The sequence below is a fragment of the Psychromonas sp. MB-3u-54 genome, from assembly GCF_002836415.1.
Classification (GTDB): domain Bacteria; phylum Pseudomonadota; class Gammaproteobacteria; order Enterobacterales; family Psychromonadaceae; genus Psychromonas.
Window position 1 is genome coordinate 47,650 of the sequence record NZ_PJBP01000175.1, and the last position, 15,939, is coordinate 63,588.

Below are 15,939 nucleotides of genomic sequence, written 5' to 3' on the forward strand. Positions count from 1 at the left end.
ACTTATATCTGGCTTAAAATTTGGGAAACACTATCAAGAATATTGCTTCTCAAGAAAAAATACGACAAGAGAAGAACACCTATTGGACCGAATGTAGTGAGCAACTCTTTTTGTTTTTTTCTATTAGCGTTACTTATTTCATGAGAGCGACGGATGGGAACCTGTGGCGAAAATAAGTTTATTTTTATATCTTTTGATAAAAGAGCATAATTTGCTTGAATAATTTCTTGTTTAACACTTTCTTCTCCACTCTCAAAATAACAACCGGAAAAGCCTTGAACTAATGAGTAAAGAAAAACTTCCCTTACATCTTGGTCTTTAAGGTCGTTTTCATTTAACGTATCAAGGATTTCATAAAACTCGGTACCTGCTTTATGTGTATCAAAATACTTTTTTTGTAATGGGGATTTCGCCCATCCATTTTTATGCTTCCACTCTGAATCTAAAATAATTTCATCGACCAGTGCACAAACTGAAAATAGAGCATGTTGATTCTGCTCTTTTGAATAACCAGAACACTTAACATTAGATAATAATGTTTTAAATTGTTGCTCGAGATCGATTAATGTCATCTCTGAATCATCAGATATGTTTTGAGGTAAATTTTTAATTACTTGAAAAACAGGAATAAATTTATCTATTAGTTTCATAACTTATCCTTGAACAGCGATCAAATCAATAACAACATCTTCTATATAGTCACTCCAAATAACACCAATTCGGCTTAACTCTATTACTTTCTGCCATTGGAAGGACTGCCTATCAAGATCAAAATAATAGCTGTTAGGTACAGTAGCAACACCTTGGGGTTTTTTATCTAAATACGACAATTGAACACCCGGAAGTGCTCTTTTCAAGTAAACATCAACTTGTCCATCGGCCCCCACTTTTAGAAAATTAAGAATATTATCTAAATGATCAATTAGGTTTTCTTTTGTTCTAATTCTTAGATAAATCCGGTAACCAGGATCTAAGAATTCACGCGATAGTTGGGCTACAAATTTTGAATCACCCTGATAAATTAAATTAACTAATAGCTCAGGCTGAACGGTCAATTCGTTTAATAATTTAGTTGTCAGATTATTCACTTTAGAAAAACAATCGCTTAAATTATTTTGATTAAACGGGATAACGGCATGATTATCATTAAGGGTTTCACCAATAACTGAAACTTCTGTCGAAAACATGCTCAATTGTGAGATTAATTGTCGATAAGCCAGATAAATATCAGAGACTTGTGTTGATGGATTTTCTTCAAATTGGATAAATGTAGCAATCTTATTGCTAATGGACATCATCGCTAAACCGACAGATAAGTTATTTGAGCTATTTACAAGTCCGGATTCAAAAGAGGTTATATTTTGAAGTTGTTCAAATCGTCCGATTAAACTTTGTTTAGTTGATTTGACTAAATTTTTAAGTACTTCAGAAGCGCTTAATAATATTATTTTAGGAATAAAGGTTTCTGAAAGCCCGAATTGATCAACAGATAAAAATATTTCAGCTACCTTAAGAAGAGATAAGCCGGAGGTACTTTTCAAACTATAACTTGCGACTAAATTACAATTAAAATCTAACATTGATAATGTTGCTTGTTCATTATTATCAAAGATATCTTTTTTATTGATATCAGCAGCAAGCTTAAAGCGAGCATTGGGTGATGAATTTGAAACTAAATTATTTTGCTCTGCAGAAATGGGTGCTAAAGCAATAAATATATCTATATTATCGCTGTTATCAAACTTATCTTTTTCTAATCTTAATGGTGGAATTTGACAATTTCCAGGGTATATAATTAAAGTGCCGTCCTCTAATATGCATTCCAACTTTTCAATGACTAATAAGCCTGTTTTCAAAGCAGTCTGATCAATTTTTAATTCAGAAATACCTGATTCTGCACCCCCTCTAACCTTAGAATACAGATTAGACATGCTGGACGTATATCTGTCCACCTGTTGAAAATGCTGAGGTTTTAAAAATAACCCCTGATTCCAATATATCGACTTCATTGAATCCATTATTCAATCTCCAAATTATTTAGCTGTCGCGGTGAACTTTGTAATACTGTTTTCACCAAAGTTAATATTAAGCTTAATATTTGAGGGTCTGACAATATCGGGTTGAGGCTCTTGTTCTACAAAATAGCCAAGGGTTATCTGGTCAAAAGTAGTCCACTCGGCATCGATCGGCTTTTGTAAGGTAGTATTAACAGAAATAGGAATAACACGTACCGCTTGCCGTCTATCCAGATCAGCAAACCCCGCAATAACAGCAATATATTTAGCATTTTCTTGACGGGCTAGCCTGAACATAACATTTTGCCTTGGTCCCAAAACAAATGATTCACTAAATACAGCGTTAGGTATCATTTCAGTTGCTTGCGTTAACGCAGCGGCAATTCCTTCTTTCGTCTGAAAAAGCGTATTGATGCCAGTAACTTCAGATAACTGAACAACTTTGACTATTAATGTGTGAGACCGTTGTCCAAATATATTTAATTCTGGACTGGCAACGAAATTGACTTGAATGCCATCTTTATCATATGTCCAAGTCACAAGTTCATTACTGGGATGATTTTCATCCCAGTTTTGCCAAGATCCGGCGCTATCAGACCAATAATCAAGATTATCTTTTTCCTGTACTTTCACCTGACTATTAGGCAATAAACTACTAGGCAATAAACTACAGCCACTCAGCAATATAGATATGCAAGTGATGCGTATCCATATTGATGAGTTAGAAATGAAATTATTCATACTTTATAACCTAACCGCCTTCCCCGGACCAATCATCAATCGCAGTTGTTCCACAAACCACATGATCTGCTTGAATTTGCCCATAAGTAAACCTGACCTTTTCATAGGGCATTAAACCGTCATTTGCCTCATCTAAAATATTAGGCGATATTGTATTAATACTTACAATTTTAGCGCGCTGCAAAGTGATGTTGTAATACTCTACGGGTTCACCTGCACTGGTTTCATCCGGGGTTCTAAAAAATCTTAAAATGACTTCCAGTTCGGATGGAGAAGTCACCGTATTCAGTAATAAAGGGGAGCTTTTATCTATAAATTTACTGACTTCCAGATACTCATGTTTCCTTGTTCCGGTCACCTGTCCCGTTAATGAATTGGTTGGTACACTTACTTTATGATCGTAAGCTAGAATTAACGATTCTTCTTCATGATCGGCCTTAAAGAATGAACCGATACTTTCTTTTGAACAAGATTCTTCAGTTAAACACCCATCAGGGTCATTAATAGACATATAAATTTCAGTTGGCATAATTATTCCTTTATTTTTTTAAGTCGCACAAAATTAAGCTCGTTCTAAAATACTGGTGAGAGATAGTGTGAAACTGGCTCCCATAAACTTAAAGTGAGGAGTAACTTCCATACCTACAGAGTACCAACCTACTTCAGTATCAATGTCACTAACTGAAATTGCAGCTTTTCTTAATGGTCGTTGACTTCTTGTTGCTGCAGAAGGATTATCTTGATCGGCAACATATTGTCTTATCCATTTATTAAGCTCTGTTTCTAGCTCTGTTTTACTCTTCCAACTGCCTAAATTTTCGCGTTGTAATACCTTAATATAGTGAGCCAGCCTGTTTACTATAAATAAGTAAGGTAGTTGTGTACCTAAACGGAAATTAATTTCAGCCTGTCGTCCTTCATCATCATTGGTGAATTTTTTAGGCAATTGAGTTGAATTAGAGGAGAAAAAGACCGCACTGTCAGAGTCTTTTCGGAGTGTAAAAGGAATAAAACCAAGTTCAGACAATTCAAATTCTTTCCTATCTGAAACTTTAAGTTCCACCGGTCCGAAAACTTTATCTGTGCCGCTATCATTAACGATATCAATAGGTAAATCAGCTACTTCACCACCTGATTGTGGACCGATGATATTTGGACACCAACGATATTTTGCAAAACTGTTATTTAATCGAGTTGCATAAGCAAATGCCGCATTGCCCCACAGGTACTCTGACTTATTATTAATACTTTCTTTATAGTTAAAAGCACTTACCGGAATATTTTCACCATATGTTCGCCTCAACATAAATCGAGGTAAAGTAAGGCCGACATTTCTGGCATCATCACTGCTTCTAAAGTTACGCCAATTTAAATATTGCGGGCCTTCAAACATAGCTTCTAATTGTTTTAACTCAGGCAATTCTGAAAAATCTTCCAGTCCAAAAAATGCTTCACTTGCACTTGTTATAAATGGAGCATGTGTCATCGCACTTAAACTGGACATATGACTCAGTAAATTCATATCAGGAGCTGAAGGGGAAATATAATAATTTCCAATAATCACGCCATAGGGATCGCCACCATATTGCCCAAATTCATCGGTATAGACCTTACGATAAAGGCCTGTTTCAATTATATCAGCCGCATCTTCAAAATCTTCCAGTAACTCATTTTTGGATACGGATAAGACTTCAACTTTTATATTTTCATTGAAATCTGTTCTATCGGTTAGCAGTTTTAAACTTCTCCATGGCGATTCCAGTGCTTGAAAAACACTATTATGGATAATTTCATCCATTTGCTTGCTGAGTTTTTCATCAAGCTCATCAATTAGAGATTCAACATAGCGTTTATCGACTCTTAGATCATCAAAATCGCAATCAGCTTCAAGTACTTGGGTAAGCAGAGTTTCCATCCCTTGACTTGCAATATCATAACTATATTGGTCACTTAAAAGCTTGCTTAAACCTAATATACTTCCAATTAATGATTTTTCTTTTATTGCTACCATTTTTTACTCCTAAGAGGCACCGATGTTTTGTCATTATCTGCTAAGCCATATCTGTTTAGGCCGATCAGCAATAGAATAATTTCATCCACTTACAGGTGCATATCCTAATTATTTATTAGCAGATAAACCCAGCTCAAGTTTTAACTCATTTCGTGATTTTTCATCGCTTAAAAGGTGGCGTATTTGTTTACGCATTTGAGGGGAATTACCTATTGGACCTTTCAATGCTTTTAAAGCCTCTCTAAGCTCAAGCACTTTTTTCAATTCATCGACTTGTTGGATAATGCTATCAGGCTCGAAATCACTTAACTTGTTGATGTTTAGAGATATATCAATTGGCTCATCATTTCCTTTAGTGATTTTATTTTCTACACTAAATTGAACTTTAAGATCAAAGCTATTCATGACATCGGAGAAGTTATATTTATTTATATTAATTAACTTTCTATCTTCCAGAGAAGTAACTATTTGATTTTGAGTGAAATCTCCTAAAACTAGCAGTTTGAAAGGAAGTTCAACGGCTTCTTTAGCGTTACCTACCGCTGGCTTATAAGATATATTAATACGCTCTTTAGGTGCAACTGAACCTGAACGTTTGTCTTTCATAGACATATTATCCTCCAGTAAATTATAATGTTAACTTCTGCGACTCAGCTGATGAGGTAACAGAAAAAGCAATTAATCAATTATATCAAAAAGATATAAAAAACCATTTTCATATAAAAAAATAATATAAAAATTCTCTTTAGAAAGTAACATGGAATGGATTTTAAAAAAAAATATATTTGTATTAACTTCTTTATAAATAGAGTTTGATCACGTTATCCGTCTGGAAAATAATTTTTTACAGTCTACCAGCAAGGGGTTCTGATTTTATGTGTGAAAATTATGTATAAAAAACGAACTAAAACCTGATATCAGGTTAAAAAAAAACTAATTGTGATCAAAATCTGAACATGGGGCAGAAAAATACCGTGAAATTACCCATGCGGAACATGCATGGCTTCAGCTCTCCCGTTTCCCCTATAAATTATTCAGTTATTAAGCCCAAAAGAACAATAAATTGGTTAGAGTTTATTGTTTAACTCGGTTATAAATAATAAAATTGATATCACCAGCAATAACGCTTTCATTCTCCAAAACCAAGATGACTTAAATGTTTTTATTTTGGCAGGAATAAAACTATGAGTGCTTTACAACCTCTTATTGATAACTACTTAAATCATATTGCCAGCCAGCGTGGTTTGAGCCCGGTTACCATCACAAACTATCAGCGTAATTTAGCTGAATTTGTTACCTTATTAAATGAAAACAAAATAGGCTGCTGGACAGAGCTAGATGGTCAACTGGTGCGCTTAATGGTTAAAACGCTGCATAAAAAGGGCCTTAAAGCCCGTTCCATTGCAACCAAACTTTCCGCTTTACGCTCTTTTTTAGACTATTTAGTGCAGTTTGATATTTTAAGCAACAATCCGGCAAAGGGTATATCAGCACCTAAATTGGATAAACCACTGCCTAAAAATGTGTCCGTTGATGATATGTTTCAATTGCTTGATATAGATGAAAAAGATCCGCTCAGTATCCGTGATCAGTGCATGATGGAACTGATGTACTCTTCTGGATTACGCCTGAGTGAGTTAGTGGGTATTAATTTACAAGATATAAAGTTATCTGCAAAAGAGGTCATGGTAACGGGTAAAGGAAGTAAACAACGATTATTACCTATTACCGATAGAGCGGTTGCGACTGTTAAAATTTGGCTTAAAATCCGTCCTGAATTTTGTATAAAGGACGAAAAAGCACTGTTTGTTTCTAAACAAAAAAAGCGCATATCAGCGCGTAATGTACAGGCTAGAATGGAAAAATGGGGATTAAAACAAGCCTTGCCGGGCCATATAAATCCGCATAAATTACGCCACTCATTTGCCACCCATATGCTTGAATCAAGTGGTAATCTGCGTGCAGTGCAAACCTTGCTAGGTCACGCAGATTTAGCCACAACTCAGATTTATACCCACCTGGATTTTCAGCATCTATCCAAAATTTATGACCAGGCACACCCGCGTGCTAAACGTAAAAAATAACCACAGAGATGGATACGTCACTATGAAATACTACCGAACAGTTAGACCTTTTAAAGCCATTAGTTTTGATCTTGATGATACCCTTTATGACAACCACCCAATCATCAAAAAAGCTAATCAATCTATTATTGAGCACCTTAACCAGACCTATCCTGAACTGGCAGAATTGACCGAAAAACAGTGGTTATTATACAAAGAAATTGAAGTGGCGGAATTTCCCGAAATAAGACATGATGTTTCTTTATGGAGAACCCAGACACTGACTCGAATCATGATCATTTACGGGATTCCAGAGTATAAGGCCATAAAGTACGCACAGCATGCATTTTCTGAGTTTCTAAAACTGCGCAGTGATTTTGTAGTCCCAAAAGACAGTTTACAACTATTGAATAAGCTCGCAAAAATTTACCCGGTAATCGCTATTACTAATGGTAATGTTGATGAATTTAAAATCCAACTTAATGATAAATTTAAGTTTATTTTAAAAGCCGGTAATGGTTTTAAATCCAAACCGGAAGCCGATCTGTTCATTGAAGCGGCTAGACGTTTGAATATTGAAGTCAGTGATATTTTACATGTCGGTGATCATTTAATCAGTGATGTTTATGGCGCTCAAAACAATGGAGCACAAGCCGTTTGGTTTAATCCGAATAAGCAGTCTCTGAGTGGTGCGATGTTATTGCCAACGGTGGAAATCAGTCGTTTAGATCAACTATATAAACTGCTATAATTTTCTTTTACTGAATAAATAAACAGGTCTTTTGTTATGGATGTTTCCTACTTAATTGATGATTTAAATGATCACCAGCGTGCTGCTGTTTCCGCACCCGAGCAAAACATGCTGGTTTTAGCCGGTGCCGGTAGTGGTAAAACACGTGTATTAACGCATCGAATCGCATGGTTGATGCAGGTAGAAAACATTCCAACATATTCTATTTTGGCGGTTACCTTTACCAATAAAGCCGCCAAGGAGATGCGTGGCCGTATTACCGATATTTGCCCGCAACAGATAGGTGGGATGTGGATAGGTACTTTCCATGGCACTGCCCACCGTTTATTGCGTCTGCATTATCAAGAAGCCAATTTACCTGAACAGTTTCAAATAATTGATAGCGATGATCAGAAAAAAATGGTTAAACGTATTATCAAAAGTCTTAATTTAGATGAAAAATATTACCCCGCTAAAGAGCTACAATGGTACATCAACGATAAAAAAGATGAGGGTTTACGGGCAGAACATATTCAGGTTGGTTATAGCCAGCAAGAAAAACAACGCCTGCAGGTTTATCAAGCCTACGAAGAGGCCTGCCAACTTGCCGGATTAGTTGATTTCGCAGAATTATTATTACGTGCCCACGAATTGTTATTAAATAACCCTTCTCTGTTATTACATTATCAGCAACGTTTCCGTCATGTGCTGGTCGATGAGTTTCAAGATACCAATAAACTTCAATATGCCTGGTTAAACCTGCTGACCGAGAACAACAGTTATTTGACCATAGTCGGAGATGACGACCAGTCAATTTATGGTTGGCGCGGCGCTGACGTTGAGAATATTCAACGTTTTTTAAGAGAAAAGCACAATCCGGTCACCGTGTGTTTAGAGCAAAATTACCGGTCAACGGGGCATATATTAAATGCCTCTAACCAGCTGATTAAAAATAATAGTGATAGATTGGGGAAAGAGTTATGGACCAGCGGCGAAGATGGCCAGCCGATTGCCATTTACAGCGCATTTAATGATTATGATGAAACACGTTATGTTACCTCGCAGCTAAAATTATGGAAAAATAGCGGTAAAAAATTGGCTGAGTGTGCCATTTTATACCGCAGCAATGCACAATCTCGTCTTTTTGAAGAACAGTTAATGGCACAGCAGATCCCCTATCATATTTATGGTGGTCAGCGCTTCTTTGATCGTTTAGAGATAAAAGACAGTATCGCCTATCTGCGTTTAATCAATAATCATCAAGATGATGCGGCATTTGAACGTATTATCAATAAACCTAAACGTAAAATTGGTAATACCACCCTTGATAAGATTCGACTTTGTGCCCGCGAGCAGGGTTATACCATGTGGCAGGCGAGTCTGTTTATAATTGAACAAAAACAACTGAGTGCGGGTGCGAAAACTTCATTATCCGGGTTTATTGAATTAATAAAGCGTTTCGAAAGTGAAACCTCTGAGCTGCCTTTATTTCAGACCGTTGATCATGTTATCCGTCACTCCGGTCTGCATAGCATGTTCGAAAATGAAAAAGGTGAAAAATCACGCAGCCGTATAGAAAATTTACAAGAGCTGGTTTCCGCAACTAAATCCTTTGTGATCCCTGCCGAAGAGCAGGAGATGAGTGAAGTGACAGCATTTTTAGCCTATGCAGCGCTGGAATCAGGTGATAATCAGGCCGATGAGTTTGATGATGCCGTACAATTAATGACGATGCATGCAGCAAAAGGCTTGGAATTTCCGCAAGTCTTTATGGTGGGTGTCGAAGAAGGGATGTTTCCCGGGCAGCAATCCGCCGATGATGAAGTGCGTCTAGCCGAAGAACGTCGCCTTTGTTATGTTGGTATGACCAGAGCGATGCAAAAACTGACCCTTTGTCATGCGGAAAGCCGCCGTTTATACGGACAAGAAAAATTTCATTCTCCTTCGCGTTTTATTAGCGAGCTGCCGGAACAGGATATTGAATATATTCGTCTTAAAACTCAGGTACGAAGAGTCCAGCAACCAAGCATTAAGCAGCCCGCATTTACTCGGGAAAGTCAGGGGGTTTCAGGCTTTAATATTGGCCAGCAGGTAATACATCCTAAATTTGGAGAAGGCACTGTTATTGCGCAGGAAGGCAGCGGAGAAAACAGTCGCTTACAAGTGAATTTCATGGGTGTCGGCAGTAAATGGTTAATGACCGCTTACGCTCGCCTAGAGATAGCATAGGCAGTTGTATCAATATAAGGTGAAAATCGAGTATATATTGATATTTTTGATGTTTAAATGAAAAAAGCTTAATTAAACTTTATATAACTGTTTTTTACGGTACTGAGAACTTACTCCTGTTTAGCGGCAAAATTAATGATAACTTCTATAGTAGAGGTTATTCGAACCGTTCATATTAAGGAGTGTATTATGCGCCCTAAGCCTATAAAGGATTTCCTTATCTATATAGAGGAATGTCATCAGGCCCTAGCTGATTTGTATCTTAGACTTAGCCTTGAGGAAAATAATGAGAAGGTAAAATTATTACTCGATTTTATGAAAAATAAAGAGCAGTTATCCCGCCTGCAGCTTCATCAATATAAGCAACAGGCCCCCTCCGGTTTATTAGAAACTGACTTAGATAGTGAATTTGATCAACATTTTTTGAGCAAATGTCAGCAGACGGAATTAAAAGCTGAATTATCCTTTGATGATGTTGTCGCTTTGGCAATCCGCTTTGACATACAACTTATAGAGTTACTGCAGACCGCAGCCCATGATTCACCCACCATAGAGGCAGAAATAGCGCTTGGAAAGCTAGCAAATCAGGAAGAGGAAACCTTACACCATGTAGTGACTGCCCGCCATGAATTCGAATATATGTAATTTATTACGGTCAATCATTCATCATCCTTACCGACTTGACTCAGGTTATCTTATATTTACTCTCTTTTTAGGGGTTCAAAACGATGCTCAAAAACTTATTATTCTAAAGCGGCTATTATAGTGTTCCCTCCCCCTTTTTAATGCTTAACCTGACTAAACGCTTAAGCATCTAATCTAATTTCTCTCAAGTATTTATTTTAACCTAGTCTTCATCGCTTATAAACGGTAGAATCTGCGCTTATTATTGTCCCGTATCTATTGGTAATTTATCTATGAAAGCGCATATCCAGCAACTACTCGAGCAAGCTATTGTTTGCCTCATAAAACAACAAATTATTCCTGCGGATACCCAGCCTCGCATCAATATTGATCGCACCAAAGATAAATCCCACGGTGACTACGCAAATAATTTAGCATTAATGTTAGCAAAACCTGCCAAACAAAACCCGCGCCATCTTGCTGAACTGATCGTTGCCAACATACCTGAATCGACCTTAGTTATAAAAATGGAAATAGCGGGCCCCGGATTTATTAACTTTTTTATTAATCCTAACTTTCTGGAAAAACAGATTGATAGCGCTTATTCGAATGAAAGACTAAATGTGCAGATAGAAGCGAATCCGCAAACAATAGTAATAGATTATTCATCGCCAAATCTGGCCAAAGAGATGCATGTTGGTCACCTGCGCTCATCTATTATTGGTGATGCGGTAGCGCGGACCTTAGAATTTCAAGGTAATAAAGTTATCCGTCAGAACCATGTGGGCGATTGGGGTACACAGTTTGGTATGTTGCTCGCTTATATGGAAGAATTACGGGCCAAAGGTGAGCCTATTGAAAATAATCTGGCTAATTTAGAGATTTTTTATCGGGCTGCAAAAGCACGTTTTGATGAATCAGAAGATTTTGCAACCCGTGCACGCAATTTAGTGGTTGAACTCCAGAGTGGCAATGAAGAATGTTTAAAACTGTGGTCACAATTTAATGAAACCAGTCTTTCACACTGCCAGGAAACCTATCAACGTTTAGGTGTAAGCCTGACCCGTGCAGACGTCCGGGGAGAAAGCAGTTATAACGACCAGTTAGCGGTGATTGTAGAAGATCTTGATAAACAGGGTTTATTACAACAAAGCCAAGGCGCTAAATGTGTCTTTTTGGATAATTTTAAAAATAAAGAAGGCGAGCCTCTACCTGTTATTATTCAGAAGAAAGATGGTGGTTTCCTTTATGCAACATCGGATCTCGCCGCGATGCGTTATCGCCAGAATGAACTCAATGCCGATCGCATTCTTTATTTTGTAGATGCCCGCCAGGGTTTACACTTCCAGCAGGTTTTTGAAGTTGCCCGTTCGGCAGGTTTTGTTAATGATAAAACCTCACTTGAACATATGCCCTTCGGAACAGTAATGGGAGAAGATGGACGTCCCTTTAAAACTCGCTCAGGTTCGGTTGCCAAATTAGCGGATTTGCTAACGGAAGCAGAAATGCGTGCTTATGAGTTAGTAAAAGAAAAAAATAAAGAAATGTCTGAACAGGAGCTTCGCCACATAGCTTCTGTTGTGGGTATCTCTTCGGTTAAATATGCCGATCTTTCTAAAAATCGTACCAGTGATTATACTTTTAGTTTTGATAGCATGCTCAGTTTTGAAGGTAATACCGCGCCGTATCTGCTTTATGCATACACCCGTGTCGTGAGTATCTTTAATAAAGCAGGTATTGAAATGGGCGGCGTCACTGCAGCGCTTTCTTTAACCGAAGAAAAAGAAATAGACTTGGCCAATAAGCTTATCCAATTTGATGAGATTATTAAGCAAGTTGCTAAACAGGGTATGCCGCACTTTTTATGTTCATACTTGTTTGAATTAGCCGGACTCTTTTCAAGCTTTTACGAGGCTTGCCCTATTTTGATTGCGGAAACGGAAACACAAAAACAAAGCCGCCTGAAACTGGCTGGATTAACCGCTAAAACGCTTAAGCAAGGTTTGTCATTATTGGGAATTAATACGCTGGAGCGCATGTAATCTATGGCGACCGAAAACAGACGAAAATCGGCTAAATCGGGAGCACCAAAAAAAGCCGCCGCGCGTAAACGCTCGGCGGTAAAAAAAACAACATCTATTCCCTACTTAGCTATTCTGGCTGTTGTACTGATCATGGGATTTATTGGTTTTTTTATGTTTGGGGTTGAAAAACCGTCCGTACCACAAACAGTCAATAAACCTGTTCAGAAAAAAGAGGACGTTTTACCTGAAAAACCTCAACCAATCTGGGAATATGAAAAAACCCTTAAGACCAAAAAAATAACCGTTGATATACCCGAAAAGAAAGAGGCAACCAGACCTTATCAAATGCAGTGTGCTTCATTCCGCGCACGGGGTGATGCAGAGTCACTCAAAGCTAAAATTGCATTTCAGGGTTTAAACAGCGAAGTAAGAAAAACAGGTAATTGGTATCGGGTTATTTTAGGGCCCTATGAACGTAAAAGATTGGCAGAAAAACACCGTCATAAGCTGCAGCGTGCTAAAATTAACGGTTGCCAAATTTGGTTCTGGCGTTAAAAATAAAAGCCTTTTAAAAAAACATTCATTTGTTACCTGACAGCAAAATAAATAATGAAGCGATCATGTTGTAAAATAGGCATAAATCCTTCGACTGTTGATTTAAATGGGTATTCCCTCCTTTTAATTCATATTATAATTTTATTCCTTTTGCTATAAATCTAATTTATGGCAATTCCATTAAATATCAATTTATTGGAATTGCTATTATTCCCTTGAAAAACAAATTATCCCCCACATATATTAACTACATAAGTGCCTATTTTTTACGGCCCATTCTCTTTCTCACTTTTAAGGTAAAAATATGACTACCATTGTTTCAGTACGTCGTGGCAACCAAGTTGTTGTCGGTGGTGATGGTCAAGTTTCTCTTGGCAATACGGTTATGAAAGGTAACGCGCGTAAAGTACACAGACTCTATAACAATCAGGTAATCGCTGGCTTTGCTGGCGGTACAGCCGATGCATTCACTCTGTTAGAGCGTTTTGAGGCTAAGCTGCAGGCACACCAGGGTAATCTTGAACGAGCAGCGGTCGAATTAGCGAAAGACTGGCGTACCGATCGAAACTTACGCAGACTTGAAGCACTATTAGCAGTAGCAGATAAAAACTCTTCTTATATTATTACCGGTAATGGTGATGTGGTCAGACCGGAAAATGATTTAATGGCGATTGGCTCCGGTGGTTATTTTGCACAATCGGCAGCGATTGCATTGTTAGAAAATACCGATTTAGATGCGAAAACAATTGTCGAAAAAGCATTGGCTATAGCAGGCAATATTTGTGTTTTTACTAATGAAAGTCACACTATTGAATGCATTGATTTCTCTGATGAAATTACTACTAAAAGTAAAAAATAGGGTATATAACTATGTCAAATATGACACCAAAAGAAATTAAACATGAGTTAGATCGCCATATCATTGGACAAGACAATGCCAAACGCGCTGTTGCTATCGCACTTCGTAATCGCTGGCGCCGTATGCAACTTGATGAAGAAATGCGTCAAGAAGTCACCCCAAAAAATATTTTAATGATTGGCCCTACCGGTGTAGGTAAAACAGAAATTGCACGCCGTTTAGCAAAACTCGCTAATGCTCCTTTTATCAAAGTTGAAGCAACTAAATTTACTGAGGTAGGCTATGTTGGTAAAGAAGTAGAATCTATCGTTCGTGATTTAGTCGATGTAGCCATTAAACTGACTCGCGAAGAAGAAATGGCAAAGGTTACCCATAAGGCAGAAGATTTAGCCGAAGATCGGATCCTAGATATCCTTATTCCACCCGCTAAAACAAACAATGATTGGGAAAGTGTAAAAACAGAAGATAGTGCAACAAGACAGTCTTTCCGTAAAAAACTGCGAGAGGGTAAATTAGATGATAAAGAGATCGATATAGATCTGCCTGCCCCGCAAATAGGGGTTGAAATAATGGCTCCTCCCGGTATGGAAGAAATGACCAATCAATTGCAGGGTATGTTTCAAAATATGTCCGGTAAAGATAAAACCAACAAACGCAAAATGAAAATAAAAGAAGCGTTGAAACTGCTGGTTGAGTCCGAAGCGGCAAAATTAGTGAATGAAGAAGACCTTAAAGAAAAAGCACTCTTTTCAGCAGAAAATAACGGTATTATATTTATCGACGAAATAGATAAAATTTGTAAGGGTGGTGGAAACTCCGGTCCTGACGTATCAAGAGAAGGTGTACAGCGTGATTTATTACCTTTAATTGAAGGTTCTACCGTTAGTACTAAGCATGGGATGGTGAAAACTGACCATATGTTATTTATCGCATCCGGTGCATTCCAAGTTGCTAAACCTTCAGATCTTATTCCCGAATTACAGGGACGCTTACCAATCAGGGTTGAGTTAGAAGCACTGACAGAAGAAGATCTGGCAAAAATACTAACTGAGCCTAAAGCTTCCTTAAGTGAACAGTATCAAGCGCTATTAGCGACCGAAGGTATAACGCTTGAATTTAGCAAAGATGGTATAGATAAAATTGCCAAATCTGCCTGGCATGTAAATGAAACCACCGAAAATATAGGTGCACGTCGTTTACACACCTTGATGGAACGTATTCTTGATCAACTCTCCTATGAAGCTTCAGAACGGAAAGGTGAATCAATTACCATTGATGAAAATTACGTTGCTAACATCTTGGATGATTTGCTTGAAGATGAAGATTTAAGCCGCTATATTTTATAAAAATATAAAGTTATAAAACACAAAGGGAGCCAATGTGGCTCCCTTTTTTTATACCTTTGACGCGTGCAGTGAGCCTTACCTGCCGCGTAACTACAGATATTCCCCCGTTAGTGATACCAAACGCATTAATTAAGTGATCCGATTTACTATTTAAAATCATCCCAGCGGTTTTATGAGCGTAAATTTTGCCTTTGAAAGCATTAATCATAAATTGAATGCGTTTGGTATTATCGGTAGGGTGCATTCTATGCACCGCAGGCAGCATCAATCGGTGCTGAAGCGCACCCTACGAGTTGCTCAAGAGATTGGATAAATATGGGAAGTTCATTAAATGGAATGGCTATTATGTTATCCGTAGGGTGCATTCTATGCACCGCAAGCAGCGGCAATAGGTGCGCTGAGCGCACCCTACAAGTTGCTCAAGAGATTGGATAAATATGTAAAGTTAATCAATGAAATTGTTACTATATTATCGGCAAGGTGCATTCTATGCACCGCAACCATCGGCAATTGGTGCTGAAGCGCACCCTACGGGCTATCACATCACGCGCTTGAACGAAAAAATCCCTGCTGACCTTAGTCAACAGGGATTTATCTGGATTTAATAGCCTAGCTTGTGCAATAAACTGGCGATGGAACAGGACTCGCAGAGCTCGTCCGCTCATAACTCAGGCTGTCGCCTGATTATCCAGGGCACGCAGAGCTTAGCCCGCTCATGACACTTTGCTTCCGCAAAATTCGC

General features: G+C 37.9%; 16 protein-coding genes. 9 read left to right on the plus strand and 7 right to left on the minus strand.

All coding sequences use genetic code 11. From position 1 onward, the window contains the following. Positions 1 to 2: 2 nt before the first annotated feature. The 6 genes from icmH to tssB all read right to left on the minus strand — a co-directional run bounded on the left by icmH (position 3) and on the right by tssB (position 5,373). Positions 3 to 650, minus strand: coding sequence for a type IVB secretion system protein IcmH/DotU (gene icmH / locus CXF72_RS15195; protein ID WP_101040193.1), 648 nt, complete (start codon positions 648 to 650; stop codon positions 3 to 5). A 3-nt stretch (positions 651 to 653) separates the two neighbouring features. Next, positions 654 to 2,018 (minus strand): type VI secretion system baseplate subunit TssK, encoded by a 1,365-nt coding sequence (gene tssK, locus CXF72_RS15200; protein WP_101040195.1) that lies wholly within the window; start codon positions 2,016 to 2,018, stop codon positions 654 to 656. A 15-nt stretch (positions 2,019 to 2,033) separates the two neighbouring features. After that, on the minus strand, positions 2,034 to 2,756 hold the full coding sequence (locus CXF72_RS15205) for a type VI secretion lipoprotein TssJ (protein ID WP_101040197.1): 723 nt from the start codon (positions 2,754 to 2,756) through the stop codon (positions 2,034 to 2,036). Positions 2,757 to 2,766: 10 nt separating this feature from the next. Then, a complete protein-coding gene (gene tssD, locus CXF72_RS15210) occupies positions 2,767 to 3,285 on the minus strand; it encodes a type VI secretion system tube protein TssD (RefSeq protein ID WP_101040199.1) in 519 nt (172 codons plus the stop codon). 33 nt (positions 3,286 to 3,318) lie between these two features. Continuing rightward, complete coding sequence (tssC, locus tag CXF72_RS15215) at positions 3,319 to 4,767, minus strand: type VI secretion system contractile sheath large subunit (protein WP_101040200.1); 1,449 nt, start codon at positions 4,765 to 4,767, stop codon at positions 3,319 to 3,321. Positions 4,768 to 4,875: 108 nt separating this feature from the next. Continuing rightward, positions 4,876 to 5,373, minus strand: a complete 498-nt coding sequence (gene tssB / locus CXF72_RS15220; protein ID WP_232785001.1) for a type VI secretion system contractile sheath small subunit — start codon at positions 5,371 to 5,373, stop codon at positions 4,876 to 4,878. A 578-nt stretch (positions 5,374 to 5,951) separates the two neighbouring features. Here tssB and xerC point away from each other — a divergent pair. The 8 genes from xerC (at position 5,952) to hslU (ending at position 15,197) form a co-directional block, all read left to right on the plus strand. Next, entirely contained in the window at positions 5,952 to 6,851 is a 900-nt protein-coding gene (gene xerC, locus CXF72_RS15225) for a tyrosine recombinase XerC (RefSeq protein WP_101040204.1), read from the plus strand. 22 nt (positions 6,852 to 6,873) lie between these two features. Further along, positions 6,874 to 7,581, plus strand: coding sequence for an HAD-IA family hydrolase (locus CXF72_RS15230; RefSeq protein ID WP_101040206.1), 708 nt, complete (start codon positions 6,874 to 6,876; stop codon positions 7,579 to 7,581). A gap of 36 nt (positions 7,582 to 7,617) precedes the next feature. Beyond that, positions 7,618 to 9,789, plus strand: a complete 2,172-nt coding sequence (gene uvrD, locus CXF72_RS15235) for a DNA helicase II (RefSeq protein ID WP_101040208.1) — start codon at positions 7,618 to 7,620, stop codon at positions 9,787 to 9,789. Positions 9,790 to 9,978: 189 nt separating this feature from the next. After that, the gene (locus CXF72_RS15240; protein ID WP_101040210.1) at positions 9,979 to 10,434 is read left to right on the plus strand and encodes a hypothetical protein; all 456 of its coding nucleotides are present in this window, start codon (positions 9,979 to 9,981) and stop codon (positions 10,432 to 10,434) included. Between the two features lie 272 nt (positions 10,435 to 10,706). Continuing rightward, positions 10,707 to 12,455 (plus strand): arginine--tRNA ligase, encoded by a 1,749-nt coding sequence (gene argS / locus CXF72_RS15245; protein WP_101040212.1) that lies wholly within the window; start codon positions 10,707 to 10,709, stop codon positions 12,453 to 12,455. 3 nt (positions 12,456 to 12,458) lie between these two features. Further along, positions 12,459 to 12,992, plus strand: coding sequence for an SPOR domain-containing protein (locus CXF72_RS15250; protein WP_101040214.1), 534 nt, complete (start codon positions 12,459 to 12,461; stop codon positions 12,990 to 12,992). Between the two features lie 304 nt (positions 12,993 to 13,296). Then, positions 13,297 to 13,851, plus strand: coding sequence for an ATP-dependent protease subunit HslV (gene hslV, locus CXF72_RS15255; RefSeq protein WP_101040216.1), 555 nt, complete (start codon positions 13,297 to 13,299; stop codon positions 13,849 to 13,851). 11 nt (positions 13,852 to 13,862) lie between these two features. Further along, a complete protein-coding gene (gene hslU / locus CXF72_RS15260; protein WP_101040218.1) occupies positions 13,863 to 15,197 on the plus strand; it encodes an ATP-dependent protease ATPase subunit HslU in 1,335 nt (444 codons plus the stop codon). 10 nt (positions 15,198 to 15,207) lie between these two features. On the opposite strand, the gene CXF72_RS15265 is transcribed toward hslU, so the two are convergent. Further along, entirely contained in the window at positions 15,208 to 15,441 is a 234-nt protein-coding gene (locus tag CXF72_RS15265) for a hypothetical protein (protein WP_101040220.1), read from the minus strand. Positions 15,442 to 15,649: 208 nt separating this feature from the next. On the opposite strand from CXF72_RS15265, the gene CXF72_RS19435 reads away from it, so the two are divergent. Further along, positions 15,650 to 15,802, plus strand: a complete 153-nt coding sequence (locus tag CXF72_RS19435; protein WP_157823272.1) for a hypothetical protein — start codon at positions 15,650 to 15,652, stop codon at positions 15,800 to 15,802. Positions 15,803 to 15,939 lie beyond the last annotated feature (137 nt).

Bases quoted from the DNA above. Each gene is read 5' to 3' on its own strand.
- icmH (WP_101040193.1), bottom strand. From the start codon at position 650: ATGAAACTAATAGATAAATTTATTCCTGTTTTTCAAGTAATTAAAAAT.
- tssK (WP_101040195.1), bottom strand. From the start codon at position 2,018: ATGGATTCAATGAAGTCGATATATTGGAATCAGGGGTTATTTTTAAAA.
- CXF72_RS15205 (WP_101040197.1), bottom strand. From the start codon at position 2,756: ATGAATAATTTCATTTCTAACTCATCAATATGGATACGCATCACTTGC.
- tssD (WP_101040199.1), bottom strand. From the start codon at position 3,285: ATGCCAACTGAAATTTATATGTCTATTAATGACCCTGATGGGTGTTTA.
- tssC (WP_101040200.1), bottom strand. From the start codon at position 4,767: ATGGTAGCAATAAAAGAAAAATCATTAATTGGAAGTATATTAGGTTTA.
- tssB (WP_232785001.1), bottom strand. From the start codon at position 5,373: ATGAAAGACAAACGTTCAGGTTCAGTTGCACCTAAAGAGCGTATTAAT.
- xerC (WP_101040204.1), top strand. From the start codon at position 5,952: ATGAGTGCTTTACAACCTCTTATTGATAACTACTTAAATCATATTGCC.
- CXF72_RS15230 (WP_101040206.1), top strand. From the start codon at position 6,874: ATGAAATACTACCGAACAGTTAGACCTTTTAAAGCCATTAGTTTTGAT.
- uvrD (WP_101040208.1), top strand. From the start codon at position 7,618: ATGGATGTTTCCTACTTAATTGATGATTTAAATGATCACCAGCGTGCT.
- CXF72_RS15240 (WP_101040210.1), top strand. From the start codon at position 9,979: ATGCGCCCTAAGCCTATAAAGGATTTCCTTATCTATATAGAGGAATGT.
- argS (WP_101040212.1), top strand. From the start codon at position 10,707: ATGAAAGCGCATATCCAGCAACTACTCGAGCAAGCTATTGTTTGCCTC.
- CXF72_RS15250 (WP_101040214.1), top strand. From the start codon at position 12,459: ATGGCGACCGAAAACAGACGAAAATCGGCTAAATCGGGAGCACCAAAA.
- hslV (WP_101040216.1), top strand. From the start codon at position 13,297: ATGACTACCATTGTTTCAGTACGTCGTGGCAACCAAGTTGTTGTCGGT.
- hslU (WP_101040218.1), top strand. From the start codon at position 13,863: ATGTCAAATATGACACCAAAAGAAATTAAACATGAGTTAGATCGCCAT.
- CXF72_RS15265 (WP_101040220.1), bottom strand. From the start codon at position 15,441: ATGCACCCTACCGATAATACCAAACGCATTCAATTTATGATTAATGCT.
- CXF72_RS19435 (WP_157823272.1), top strand. From the start codon at position 15,650: ATGAAATTGTTACTATATTATCGGCAAGGTGCATTCTATGCACCGCAA.